The following is a 12,809-nucleotide window of genomic DNA, read 5'->3' as shown; positions in this document are numbered from 1 at the left end:
CGTGAGCTGAACCACAGTACGGGTCAGCACAACGTGCCGGTTCCGCCCGGCCTATCCCCTGTCTGGAGGTCCCGCGCATGAGTGATATTCGGCCGGGCGACCCGGAACCGACGACGTACCGAGATGTCCAGCTGTCACCGGACTTCTCCGAACTGCGCCGCCGGTTCCGCCGCTTCGTGTTCCCGATGACCGGGCTGTTCCTGGTCTGGTACTTCGTCTACGTCCTGCTCGCCGACTACGCGCCGGGATTCATGTCCACCAAGATCGGCGGCAACATCACCGTCGGCCTGCTGTTCGGCCTCGGCCAGTTCGTCTCCACCTTCGCGATCACGTTGCTCTACGTCAACTGGGCCGACAAGAAGTTCGACCCGGACGCCAAGCACCTGCGTGACCAGATCGAGGGAGAGACCGTATGAGCGCGCCACTGCTGTTGCCGCAGGCAACCGTCGGGGACCCCAAGGTCAACATCGCGATCTTCGCGCTGTTCGTGGTGGCCACCCTGGCGATCGTGATCCGGGCCTCCCGCAACAACCGGAGCGCGGCCGACTTCTACGCCGGCGGCCGCTCCTTCACCGGCCCGCAGAACGGCATCGCGATCGCCGGTGACTACCTGTCGGCCGCGTCGTTCCTCGGCATCGCCGGCGCCATCGCACTGAACGGCTACGACGGCTTCCTGTACTCGATCGGCTTCCTGGTGGCCTGGCTGGTGGCACTGCTGCTGGTCGCGGAGCTGCTGCGGAACACCGGCAGGTTCACGATGGCCGACGTACTGTCCTTCCGGCTCAAGCAGCGTCCGGTCCGGATGGCTGCGGCCATCTCGACGCTGGGTGTCTGCTTCTTCTACCTGCTGGCCCAGATGGCCGGCGCCGGCGGTCTGGTGGCCCTGCTGCTGGGCATCTCCGACCGCGCCGGGCAGAGCGTCGTGATCGCGGTCGTCGGCATCATCATGATCACCTACGTGCTGGTCGGCGGCATGAAGGGCACCACCTGGGTGCAGATCGTCAAGGCCGTCCTGCTGGTGCTCGGCGCCGGCATCATGACGCTGTGGGTGCTGGCGAAGTACGCCTTCAACCTGTCCGGCCTGCTGGGCGCCGCAGTCGACAAGAGCCCGGCGGTCGGGGAGAAGCTCCTCAGCCCGGGTCTGCAGTACGGCGCAACGGGGATCAGCAAGCTCGACTTCATCTCGCTCGGCCTGGCACTGGTTCTCGGTACGGCGGGTCTGCCGCACGTCCTGATGCGCTTCTACACGGTGCCGAACTCTCGCGAGGCCCGGCGCAGTGTCAGCTGGGCGATCTGGATCATCGGCATCTTCTACCTGTTCACCCTGGTGCTCGGGTACGGCGCCGCGGCGCTGGTCGGACCGGACGCGATCCGGGCAGCTCCGGGCAAGGCGAACTCGGCGGCTCCGCTACTCGCCTACGAGCTCGGCGGCGAGATCCTGCTGGGTGTCATCTCGGCGGTCGCCTTCGCCACCATCCTGGCCGTGGTGGCCGGGCTGACGATCACCGCGAGCGCGTCCTTCGCGCACGACATCTACGGCCAGGTGATCAAGAAGGGTCAGGTCAGCGGCGACGGCGAGGTCAAGGTCGCCCGAATCACCGTGCTGGTGATCGGCGCGGTCGCGATCGTCGGCGGTATCTTCGCCAACGGCCAGAACATCGCGTTCCTGGTGGCCCTCGCCTTCGCGGTGGCGGCCAGCGCGAACCTGCCGACCATCCTGTACTCGCTGTTCTGGCGGCGCTTCAACACCCGCGGCGCACTCTGGAGCATCTACGGCGGTCTGGGTTCGGCGATCTTCCTGATCGTCTTCAGCCCGGTCGTCTCCGGCAAGGTGGACAAGAAGACCGGCGCGAGCCTGTCGATGATCACCGACACCGGGATCGACTTCCACTGGTTCCCGCTGGACAACCCCGGCATCGTCTCGATCCCGCTGGCCTTCGTGCTCGGCATCATCGGCACGCTGACCAGCAAGGAGCAGGTCGACGTCGACAAGTTCGCCGAGATGGAGGTCCGCTCGCTGACCGGCGCGGGCGCCGAGAAGGCGACGGTGCACTAACCCCCAAGACCTGTCAGGCAGGCCCTGCGAAGTTCGGCGGACCTGCCTGGCAGCCCCAAAGTTCCGCCTCCAGAAGGTCCCGGTATTCCCTGAACCGGGACCTTCTGCTGTGTCTATCTAGAACTTCAACGAAGGCCACACTTCGAGGAACGCCTCGATGGAGGCCTTCCCGCGGGCTTCCTCCAACGCGTGCAGGCGACCGAAGGTGAACGCGTTCCCACCCTCGAGATGCACCTGTACGGCGAGCTCCCGCAGCAGCTCGCGCGACACCACCGAGTCCTGGAAGTCGCCGAGAATCTCCTGCACCTCCTCGGCCCGCGTGGCCAGCGTGCTGCCTTCCGCACCCAACACCGGTACGACGGCCTCTCCGGCGTACCGGAGTCGTTTCGCGGCCTTGCGCACCTCGTGGAGTTCGTGGTCCTGCTCCTCGGAGGTCTCGGCCTTCTGCGCCCGGCGCACCGCCTTGCTCATCCGCTTGCGGTCGTGCTGCAGCAACTCGGGGAGCTGCTTGGCGGCCTTCCGGTTGTCACCGGTCAGCGGCGGCTCGGCGACCAACTGGTCGAGCGTGTCCAGCAGCCGGAAGTACCGCTCGCTCTCCAGCGCGGCCAGCGCACCCGCCCGGCCCTCCTTGTAGACCCCGCGCAGGTGATCGTCGATCCGCGCGGCGACCCGGCCCATCACCAGCTCGACCGGCTGCTCGCCGACCTCGGCAGCGAAGTGCGCGCGCTGGACCTCGGCATCCCGGGCAACCCCGAGCTCACCGGCCAGCCACTTCAGCTCGGCCCGGATCTCGTCCCCGACCTCGCGGTCGATGACCGGACGGAACGTCGCCAGGGCCGACCGCAGTCGCCGGGTCGCGACCCGGAACTTGTGGATCCCCTCCGGCGCATCCCGTCGTACCTCGGGATCCCGCTGACGAATCGCCTGCACCTGCTCGGCGGCGTACGCCCGGAACACGTCGGCCGTCCGCGGCTTGGCGGGGAGCTCCCATTGGTCGCCGGGCTGCAGCCGATCACCGAGCGCCCGCGCCAGCTTGCTCGGCCCGGCGGCCGGCTCGGCACCCGCAGAACGCAGTACCGTCTCGGCCGCCTCCAAGAGCTTTAGGTCGCCGCCGACCAGCTCGACCTCCCACTCACGCCAGCTGTCCGGTTCGCCATCACCGGTCGTCGCCGTGACGCGGTCATCGGCCAGCTCAGCCAGTACGTCGCCGTTCGCGTCGAGCAGGCGGTGGACCACGCGGCGGGTCTGCAGCGTGACGACCGGGATCAGCTCGTGGTCGCGGACGTGCACCCGGACCGTGCGGACGACCGCGATCGGAACCTTCCGCACCGCCCGGCCGAGCGGGTACTGCACCTCGAGCCGCGCACCGGACGACTTCGGGAACTTCACGTGCCAGCCGTCGTCCTCACCGCCGGTCCGCCGTCGCAACGTCACCTTGTTGATCGCAAGGTCGAGCGCCTCGGTGTCGAAGTACACCGCCTCCAGATCGAGCTCGACCGGTTGCGCGACACTCGCGACACCAGGTAACTCGTGCAGTGCCGGAAGATGGGTCGACTCGGCGACGTCGTACTTGGTCTCGATCTCAGTCTGCTCGGTCGGCATGCCTCTTGTTTACCAGCAGTTCATGAACCAGCCCTCAAATCGCCGACCAGCCGTTCCAGATCGCGATCGGGAACGCCGTTGTCCGAGATGGTCCGGATCTGTCGGCGGTGGTTGCGCTCCAGCCCCCACACGGTCAGTACGACGATTGTCAGGAAGCCGATCATGTTCGTCCTACCCCTCTGAAGAATGTGTAGTGGAAGGTGCCGCCGGACTCGGCGGTTCGCTCCAGATCGCGGATGCCGGCGGCCCATTCGGCTGGTGTGAGCAGACCTTCGGCGAGAGCTTGCTCACGCACCGACTCGACCATCGCGATGAACGTCCTCCGGGTGAAACCGTCGACCAGGTGCGGCAGGGTCTCATCGGCGTACACGGTCCGCGGCTCGGTGCGGACGTCGTCGTACCCGGCCGCTTCGAGGAGCGGTTGGACGCGGCGGCCGATGAGCGAGTCGCCGCCGGCCGCCGCCTGCAGGTCGACGAGGCACTCGATGACTGCCTGCGCGGCCGCACTGCGCGGGTGGAAGAACGCCGACTGGTGATCGCCCTCGATCACCGTGATGGTCCCGCCGGGCCGCAGCAGTTGGCGCAGGCTGACCAGCGCGGCGGTCGGATCGCTGAGGTGTTCGAGGACGAAACAGACGAAGATGTGGTCGAACTGCTCACCCACGAGCTCACGAAGATCGGCGCATCGCCACTCGACGCGCGCTTCGGGCCCGACCCGCTCCTTGGCCTGGGCCAGCGACTCCTCGGAGATGTCGATCGCAACCAGGTCGATGCCTGGGTTCCGGGTGACCAGCTGGAGCGTCTGGGCGCCGACCCCGCAGCCGGCTTCGAGCACCCGCGCTCCCGGCGGGAACTCGATGCCACCGTGCAGGAGCTCGGCCAGGGTCTGCGCCTGGTCGCTGAGCCGGCGGGTCTCCGCCGCGGTGTAGCCATGCACGTAATCGGTTCTCATATCTCCAAGGTGCCGCCACAATGGACCGATGGACAGGTCCAATCAAGCCGGCTTCCCCAGGACCATTGGAGCGGACTTCCTCCAGCTGAACCCTGCCGAGGCGCCGGTCGGCGGTCTGGCCGACTGGCTGACCGACCAACTCCGGGCGGCGATCTCCGACGGCCGGCTCGCGATCGGCAGCCGGCTCCCGGCCAGCCGCTTGCTGGCCGCCGAGCTGCAGGTCTCTCGCGGCGTGGTCACCGAGGCCTACCAACGACTCACCGAGGACGGCCAGGTCAGCGGCCGCGGCCGCGCAGGCACGGTCGTGGTCGCCGCACCGGCTGTCGCGCCCGCACCGCGCGCCCGGTCGGGATCGCGGCCGCCGCGGATCAACGCACCCGGTCTCGACATCTTCGACGAACTCCGCGCCGCACCAGCCCGCATCGATCTGACTCCCGGCGTACCGGATCTGGCCTCCTTCCCGCGGGCCGCCTGGCTGCGCTCCGAACGCGCAGTCCTCAGCAACCTCGAAGCCTCCGCCTTCGGGTACGGCGACCCGTCCGGTACGCCGGAATTGCGCGCAGCCGTCTCGACCTGGCTGGCGCGCTATCGCGGTATCACCGCCGCCCCCGACGAGGTGATCATCGTCGCCGGAGTCGCGCAGGCCATCTCCCTCCTCACCCACCACCTCGCGGCCCGCGGGATCACCGAGATCGCGGTCGAGGACCCGAGCTCACTCGGTTCGCGTCAGCACCTGGAGGAATGGGCACTCCGGACCCGGCCGATCCCGGTCGACTCCGGTGGGCTGCAGGTCGACGTACTGCGGAAGTCGGGTGCCCAGGTGGTGATGGTGACTCCGGCACACCACTTCCCGACAGGCGTCGTACTGGAGGGTGAGCGGCGACGCGACCTCCTGCAGTGGGCCGCCGACGGTGGACTGATCTTCGAGGACGACTACGACGCCGAACACCGCTACGACCGCCCGCCAATCCCCGCCCTGCGGTCGATGCAGGCCGAACAGGTCGTCTACGCCGGCAGCGTCTCCAAGCTACTCGCCCCCGCGCTGCGCATCGGCTGGATCGTCCCACCGGCGCAGTACCGCGACGAATTCATCGCCCTGAAACGCCGCGCCGACCTGGGCAACGCCGCCCTCCCCCAACTAACCCTCGCCCACCTGATGAACTCCGGCGACCTCGAACGCCAACTCCGCTACGTCCACCGCCGCCACCGCACCCGCCGCGACGCCATGGCCACCGCCATCGCCAACTACTTGCCCACCGCAACAGTCCACGGCGCCGCCGCCGGCTTACACCTCACCATCACATTCCCCGAGCACGTCGACGACGTGGCCCTAGCCACCGCCGCCCTCACCGCAGGCATCAAAGTCCACCCCCTCTCCTGGCACTGCCAACTCCCCCACGCCCCCGGCCTGGTCCTCGGCTACGCCGCAAGAACCCCCACCGACCTAACCCAAGCCATCAAAACCCTAGCCACCCTCCTCCCCTGACACACCAACCGCTCGGGTAGCCCGCGGCCCCCACCACCTACTGCGTCCCCATCAGCCGGTACGACGTTGGGCACGGGTCAACCACGCGCGCGGGCGGAAGGTGGTTGACGGGTGCTCAAGGTGGGCTGCTCGGGGCGACCTTGAGCACCGTTCGGTGCAGCCGGCCAAAGGCCGGTGAAACCCCACCCCCACTGTCCAATCAACCCCCACCCCGCGATGGGTATACCCACGAGATGGCGGGTTGGCCCACCAGATTCCCATTGGCCAACCCACCACCGGATGGGTCTACCCACCAGACGGGAACGGGGGTGGGTGGGCGGATGGCTGGCTGTTGCTTGGGGTCGGTCTGGGGATGGGGATTACTAGGGGGGTGTTTGTGAGGGGGTCGGGGACTAATTGGGCGGTTAGGTTGAAGATGGTGGCGACGAGTTGGGGGGTGATTACTTCGGTGGGGGTGCCGGTGGCTGCTACTTGGCCGTCCTTCAGGGCTATTAGGTGGTCGGCGTAGCGGGCGGCGAGGTTTAGGTCGTGGAGGACCAGGACGATCGTCTTGTGGTGTTGGCGGTTGAGGTCTTGGACGAGGTCGAGGATTTCTAGTTGGTGGGCCAGGTCCAGGAAGGTGGTTGGTTCGTCCAGGAGCATGGTGTCGGCGTCTTGGGCTAGGGCCAGGGCGATCCAGACTCGTTGGCGTTGGCCGCCGGACAGTTCGTCGAGTGAGCGGTCGGCGAGGTCGGCGACGCCGGTCGCGGCGAGCGCTGAGTTCACCACCTGCTCGTCCTCGAGAGACCATTGGCGGAACCAGCGTTGGTGCGGATGCCGGCCGCGGCCGACGAGGTCGGAGACGGTGATGCCCTCGGGCGCGACTGGTTGTTGCGGGAGCATGCCGAGCTGGGTTGCCAGTTGGGCGGCACCGACTTTGGCCAGGTTGACGTCGTCTAGGTAGACGGCTCCGCCGCGCGGGGTGAGCAGGCGGGCGAGTCCGCGGAGCAGGGTGGATTTGCCGCTGGCGTTGGCGCCGACGATGACGGTGATCTGCTGCCGCGGGATCAGCACCGACAGTTCGTGTACGACGGCACGACCGTCGTACGCGAGTGTCAGTTGGTCTGCCCGGAGTTCGGTCATGTCAGCCTCCTCGGCCGATGCGGTTGGCGCGGGCCATCAGGATGAGCAGGTACGGCGCTCCCAGGAACGCAGTCACGATTCCGACCGGCAACTGCGTCGGCGCGAAGATCTCTCGGGCGAGCAAGTCGGAAGCCACCACCAGCAAAGCGCCAAGAGCACCGGCCATCAGCAACCCGGCAACGCGCTCGGCCACCAACCGGCGAGCCAATTGCGGCGCCACCAGAGCGACGAAGGCGATTGGCCCCGCGGCCGCAGTCGCCAACGCAGCAAGGGCAACCCCGATCAGAATCAGCATCGCCCGGGACAGCTCGACGCGACCGGACAGTGTCCGAGCGAGGTCGTCGCCGAGTTCCAGCAACCGGAGTTGCCGAGCACCGGCGATTGCCATCGGCAACAGGATGACGAGCGCGGCGCCGATCAGTACGGCGTGCGACCACGTGCGCCCGGCGAGACTCCCGGCCAGCCACTGCGATGCGCTCTTCGCCGTGTAGATATCGGCCAACGTCAGCAGATAGGCGGTGGCCGAGCCGATGATCGCCGTCACGCCGATCCCGACGAGAACGAGCCGATACCCGGAAACCCCATCGCGGTACGCGAGCAGATAGACAGCGGTTGCCGCAAGCAACGACCCCAGCAGCGCACCACCCGGAATCCATCCACTACCCAGCACAGTGATCATCAGTACGGCGACCAGCGCGGCCCCGGCGTTGACCCCGATCAGGTCCGGACTCACCAGCGGATTGCGAGCGAGCCGCTGGAAGATCGCCCCCGACACGGCGAACGCCGTACCGACTCCTATCCCCACCAGGACTCGGGGTAGCCGGTTGTTGACCACGATGTCGTTGAGGATCAGCGTGCCGTTGCCAGCAAGCGTCTCGAGCACCAACGCCAGCGGGATCTGATAGTCACCCCGGGTCAGCGAGAGCGCTCCGACCGCCAGCGTCAGCACCCAAGCAACAGACGACCAGACCGCACTGGAGACATCCACCCGCGTCGAGACCGGACCAACCCGCAGTGTCTTCACAGCGCAGCCAACCGGCGACGACGAACCAGCGCAATGAACACCGGCGCGCCAATGACCGCCGTGATGATCCCGACCTGCAGCTCATCCGGCCGAGCCACCAACCGCCCGACAACATCCGCAAGCAACAGTACGGCGGGCGCCAGCACCATCGACCACGGCAGAATCCACCGATAATCCGCACCAACGAGTGTCCGCGCGACATGCGGTACGGCGAGCCCCAGGAACCCGATTGGCCCAGCGATCGCAGTCGCCGTACCAGCAAGAACCACGACCGCCAGACCGGCCAACACCCGCACCAACGTCACCCGCGTACCCAACGACCGAGCCAGCTCATCACCCAGCGCAAGCTGATTGAGCGACCGCCCGAGAACCAACGCCAGAACGATGCCCACAGCAATGAACGGCACCGCCTGACCGATCACCGGACCGGTCGCCAGGGTCAGCGATCCGACCACCCAGAAGCGGAATTCGTTCAACGTCGACAGATCGAGCAACGTGATCGCGGAGGTCACCGACCCCAACAGCGCGGAGATCGCCGCGCCCGCCAGCGCGAGCTTCACTGGCGTCGCACCACCCCGCCCGATCGCGCCAACCAGGTAGACCACCACGGTCGCCACCAACGCTCCGCCCATCGCAAACCACACGTACCCGGTCAGGCTCTGCACGCCCAGCATTCCGATCGCCCCGACCACGGCCAGCGCCGCCCCGGCGTTCACCCCGAGAATCCCCGGATCCGCCAGCGGATTCCGCGTCACGCCCTGCATCAACGCACCCGCCAGACCCAGCGCCGCACCGGCCAACAACCCCGCACCGGTTCGCGGCAGCCGCAGATAGCGGATCACCCGGTCGTTGTCGCTGCCGCTGAAGTTCGCCAGCGCCAGGTAGACGTCATGCGCCCCGAAATACTGGTTCCCGATACTCAGCGACAGCAGGACCGAGACCGCGAGCACAGCGACGCACAGGAGCAGTCCGGCCGCTCGCCACCTCATTTGAACAGGTCAGCGTGAATCGTCTTGGCGATGTCCTCGGTCGTGTAAGCACCACGCACACCGGCCGAGTGGTTCGCGAACAGCCACGGTACGACGTGCTTGTTGCGTACCGCCTTCAGGTTCTGGAACGCCGGGTTCGCGAGGATCTTGTCCACCTCGGGCTGTGTCGAGGCCGGCGTCAACGCGGCATCGCAGCACCCGCTGATCAGGATGTAGTCGGGATTGCGCTTGATCAGCTCCTCGACGCCGATCTTCACGTTCCGCTTGGCGGTCAGGTCGGCGAAGACGTTCACCCCACCGGCCTGCTTGATCAGCACGGTCCCGAAGTCCGGCCCGCCGGAGACGGTCAATCCACCACCCTCCATCCCGGGTCGCAGAATCGCGACGGTCGGCTTCGGCGCGCTCTTCACCTTCGCCGCGACCGCGGCGATCCGCTTCTGCTGATCGGCGATCACCGCCTCGGCCCGATCCTGGACCCGGAACAGCTTGCCGAGGTCGCGCAGGTCGGCGTACACGTTGTCCATCGTGACGCTGGCCGGGTCGATCGCCTCGTCGCCCTTACCGTCCGCGGTCGGGCAGAGCGGGCTGAAGATCCACGTCTGGACCCCGAGCTCGCCCAAGCTCTTGCGGCTCCCGAAGCTCTCGTCGCTGCCACCACCGACGCTGAACACGTCGTTGAACCCGGACAGCACGAAATCCGGGTTCGCCGCGAGCAGCTCTTCGCGGCTGGGCAGGTTCTTGTAGTACTTCGCCTTGGTCTGCGCGCTCGCGTACTCCGGAAGCACCTCGGCATCCAGGTACGCCGTACCGACCAGGCGATCGGAGATGCCCAGCGCATGCGCCATCTCGATGGCCGGTTGGTACGCCGCGAACACCCGCTTCGGCGGACCGCTGACGGTGACGTCGATCCCGCAGTTCTGCACGGTGATGATCGATCCGTGCGGCCTGGCCGCGGTGGACGTGCCACAACCGGCGAGCAGGCTCAAAAGCAGGACAGGGACAACGGATTTGCGCAGCACAGGACCGCTCCTCCAGCACCTCGTGGACGGATCACATGCCGTGGCCGGTCTCCTGGCTGACGGGACTGCATCCACCGGCCTGGTCTTCCCAGCACAGGGCCAGTGACCTCCCTCAAGAGGGACTGCCGGTGAACTCCCGATCACAGTGGCGAGGGCCGCTCCGGCATCACACCGGCTTCCCGAGCACCACGGCGCCGCCACAGTAACACCGGCGACTGAGTCGCAGGTTCAGCGGTACTGCGAGAGCATCGCGAGCGCGAACTGGGTCATCGTGTCCGGGTTGACCGCCCGCGCCGGCAACGGCACCAGGTCGACCAGCTTGTTGTCGCCGAGCCGGATCGTGGTCCGCCCGGTCGCGGTGTCCACGTAACCCTCGTCACCGAGCGGGATCGCCTGCGCAGTCGGTGTCTTCCGGATCGCGGTCATCAACGCGACCGCGTTCGGAGTACGCCGTACTGACGAGGACAGCACGCTGTTCGCGGAAACCCACCCGCAGACCAGGTCCCCGAGCTCGGTCTGACCGTCCCGGCGGATCGACGCGGGCGCCCCCATCACCTTCGCCGCAGCCGACGAGCCACGCTCACACTCCGACCGAGTGATCAACGGCTCCGCCTCGGGCAGCCCGGGCGCCTGCCGAACCACCTCCTGCCCCAGTACGACGTACTTCGCGAGCGTGGCTTTCGGTCCCGAGACCTTGTACAGGCGACCGTCGAACAGGAACACCACCGATGTGTCGTTTCCGAAGCCGCCCGCACCGACAACCGCGGGCTTCCCCTTGTACGCCTTCTGCGCGGCAGCCAGCGTCGCCTTGGTCGCCGCCTGCACTGACACCCCGACCCGCAGCACCGGTCCGTTCGGACTGGTGCTCAGACCGAGCTGACACGTGTCATACGTCGCCGGTACGCCGAAGTCGGCCGGCGGTGCCTTGGGTTGAATCTGCACGACCGGTACGGCGAGTGTCGCCTGCACCAGCGGTTGGTCCATCCGAACACACAACGTGTCGGCCACCTTCGCGGTCGGCGGTGTACTCGACGGAGTTGACGATGGTGTCTGAGTGGGAGTCGTGCTGATCGACACGAGCGGCGGCACGCTCGGCGCGGTCTCCTGCCCGGGTCCCCCACACGCACTGGCGAGCACTGCGACAAAAGCGAGCGGCAGGATACGCATAGTGCGCCAAAGCCTACGCTTCGTCCGCCTCGGCCGCGGCCCGGAGATCGCGTTCGCGCACCGCGTGCTCGTCGGTGCGAGCGTCGTACCGCCAGAAGTCGCGTAGGGCGGCGCCGGTGGCTGCGACGCCGGCCACGCAGAGGATGCCGCCGCTGACGATCGACGTCCGGACGCTGGTCAGGTCGGCGACCAGACCCGACCGGGCCTGGCCACCGAGCGGGCCGAGCATGTAGGACAGCATCTCGATTCCGGCCAGCCGGCCGCGCATCTCGTCCGGGATCGTCTGGTTCCAGATCACCGAACGGAACAGGCCGGAGACCATGTCCGCAGCACCGGCAAACGCAAGGAAGACAAGCGCGAACCAGATATTCGGCGCCAGACCGGCGATTCCGATCGCCGCACCCCAGCAGGCGGCTGCCATCACGACAGCCCGGCCATGGTGATGGACGCGGCGGCTCCAGCCGCTGGTCAGGGTCGCGATCAGCGCGCCGACCGCCTCCGCGCTGTAGAGCGCACCGAGCAGCTTCGGTTCCTTCAGCACTTCGGTGGCGAACGCCGGGAACAGCACGATCGGCATCGCCATGAACATCCCGACCATGTCGACGACGTACGTGCCGAGCAGGTCCTTGCGGCGCGCGGCGTACGCGATGCCCTGGCCGATGACGCGCAGACTCGGTGGTTGGGAGTGCTCGCCGACCCGGTACGGCTTGAGTCGCAAGTACATGAGGGTTGCGATCGACAACCCGGCCAGCTCGATACCGAACGCCCAGCTGATCCCCGCCGTACCGACCAGCACACCGCCCAGCGCGGGGCCAACCAGCTGACCGGCCTGCATGGTCAGGGCGTTCAGCGCCACCGCGGCTGGCAGCTCGGAGTGCTTCACCACGCGCGGGAACAGCGCGTCGCGGCTCGGCCGCTGCAGTGAGGCGGCGATCGCGTTCAGCGCGCCACAGACGTAGATGATCCAGACCTGCGGGTTGCTCAACAGCGCGTTGCTGAGCAGTACGGCGCACACCGCGACCTGCGCCATCCCGGTGAAGATGAGCATCTTTCGCCGATCCACGTGATCGGCGAGCGCGCCGCCGTACAGGCCGAAGACGACCAGCGGAACGATGTTGACCAGGCCCATCGCGCCGACCGCGAAGTTCGAGTGGGTCAGCGAATACAGCTGATACGGCAGGGCGACGTACCCGAACATGCTGCCGAGAAAGAAGACCGAGCCGGAGACCATCAGGATCCGGAAGTCTCGCGAACTACGCCACGGAGTCAGGTCGACACGCAGCCGGGCCAGCCGCGTTCGGAAACTTGCTGCCACCGGCACATCCTGTCAGCAGATCGCCCCGGGCGAAGAACCCTTTTCTCCCTACCGTGGAACCGATTGGTTGCCCTCGG

General features: G+C 67.5%; 12 protein-coding genes and 1 riboswitch. Of the genes, 3 read left to right on the top strand and 9 right to left on the bottom strand.

The genetic code is table 11. The features are described 5' to 3' along the window. Positions 1-77 precede the first annotated feature (77 nt). Positions 78-416 (top strand): DUF485 domain-containing protein, encoded by a 339-nt coding sequence (locus tag ACFTSF_RS03490; protein ID WP_344153021.1) that lies wholly within the window; start codon positions 78-80, stop codon positions 414-416. Further along, a complete protein-coding gene (locus ACFTSF_RS03485; RefSeq protein WP_380152286.1) occupies positions 413-2,056 on the top strand; it encodes a cation acetate symporter in 1,644 nt (547 codons plus the stop codon). The genes ACFTSF_RS03490 and ACFTSF_RS03485 overlap by 4 nt, the downstream gene beginning before the upstream one ends. A gap of 117 nt (positions 2,057-2,173) precedes the next feature. Here ACFTSF_RS03485 and ACFTSF_RS03480 read toward each other — a convergent pair whose 3' ends face one another. Genes ACFTSF_RS03480 through ACFTSF_RS03470 form a run of 3 tightly spaced genes read right to left on the bottom strand, consistent with a single transcriptional unit; the run spans position 2,174 to position 4,610 of the window. Further along, on the bottom strand, positions 2,174-3,658 hold the full coding sequence (locus ACFTSF_RS03480; RefSeq protein WP_380152285.1) for a CHAD domain-containing protein: 1,485 nt from the start codon (positions 3,656-3,658) through the stop codon (positions 2,174-2,176). Between the two features lie 20 nt (positions 3,659-3,678). After that, entirely contained in the window at positions 3,679-3,822 is a 144-nt protein-coding gene (locus ACFTSF_RS03475) for a hypothetical protein (RefSeq protein ID WP_380152284.1), read from the bottom strand. Continuing rightward, positions 3,819-4,610: a methyltransferase gene (locus ACFTSF_RS03470; protein WP_380152283.1), complete on the bottom strand. Its 792-nt coding sequence runs from the start codon at positions 4,608-4,610 to the stop codon at positions 3,819-3,821. The genes ACFTSF_RS03475 and ACFTSF_RS03470 overlap by 4 nt, the downstream gene beginning before the upstream one ends. Before the next feature lie 28 nt (positions 4,611-4,638). Here ACFTSF_RS03470 and ACFTSF_RS03465 point away from each other — a divergent pair, with 28 nt between their 5' ends. Continuing rightward, positions 4,639-6,096 carry a PLP-dependent aminotransferase family protein gene (locus ACFTSF_RS03465; RefSeq protein WP_380152282.1) on the top strand — a complete coding sequence of 486 codons (1,458 nt, stop codon included), beginning with the start codon at positions 4,639-4,641 and terminating at the stop codon, positions 6,094-6,096. Positions 6,097-6,381: 285 nt separating this feature from the next. On the opposite strand, the gene ACFTSF_RS03460 is transcribed toward ACFTSF_RS03465, so the two are convergent. The 6 genes from ACFTSF_RS03460 to ACFTSF_RS03435 form a co-directional block, all read right to left on the bottom strand. Beyond that, positions 6,382-7,218, bottom strand: a complete 837-nt coding sequence (locus ACFTSF_RS03460; RefSeq protein ID WP_380152281.1) for an ABC transporter ATP-binding protein — start codon at positions 7,216-7,218, stop codon at positions 6,382-6,384. A gap of 1 nt (position 7,219) precedes the next feature. After that, complete coding sequence (locus ACFTSF_RS03455) at positions 7,220-8,242, bottom strand: FecCD family ABC transporter permease (protein WP_380152280.1); 1,023 nt, start codon at positions 8,240-8,242, stop codon at positions 7,220-7,222. Beyond that, positions 8,239-9,231: a FecCD family ABC transporter permease gene (locus ACFTSF_RS03450; RefSeq protein WP_380152278.1), complete on the bottom strand. Its 993-nt coding sequence runs from the start codon at positions 9,229-9,231 to the stop codon at positions 8,239-8,241. Before ACFTSF_RS03450 ends, ACFTSF_RS03455 begins: the two co-directional genes overlap by 4 nt. Continuing rightward, a complete protein-coding gene (locus ACFTSF_RS03445) occupies positions 9,228-10,250 on the bottom strand; it encodes an ABC transporter substrate-binding protein (protein WP_380152276.1) in 1,023 nt (340 codons plus the stop codon). Before ACFTSF_RS03445 ends, ACFTSF_RS03450 begins: the two co-directional genes overlap by 4 nt. A 24-nt stretch (positions 10,251-10,274) precedes the next feature. Next, a riboswitch (cobalamin riboswitch) is annotated at positions 10,275-10,456 on the bottom strand. Positions 10,457-10,478: 22 nt separating this feature from the next. Continuing rightward, positions 10,479-11,234, bottom strand: a complete 756-nt coding sequence (locus tag ACFTSF_RS03440) for a hypothetical protein (protein WP_380152274.1) — start codon at positions 11,232-11,234, stop codon at positions 10,479-10,481. Between the two features lie 196 nt (positions 11,235-11,430). After that, on the bottom strand, positions 11,431-12,732 hold the full coding sequence (locus tag ACFTSF_RS03435; protein ID WP_380152273.1) for an MFS transporter: 1,302 nt from the start codon (positions 12,730-12,732) through the stop codon (positions 11,431-11,433). Between the last annotated feature and the right edge of the window lie 77 nt (positions 12,733-12,809).

This window comes from Kribbella sp. NPDC056951 (assembly GCF_042674205.1).
In the GTDB taxonomy this organism is placed as follows: domain Bacteria; phylum Actinomycetota; class Actinomycetes; order Propionibacteriales; family Kribbellaceae; genus Kribbella; species Kribbella yunnanensis.
The sequence above is the reverse complement of the archived record's forward strand: the minus strand, read 5'-3'. Positions and strand labels throughout refer to the sequence as shown.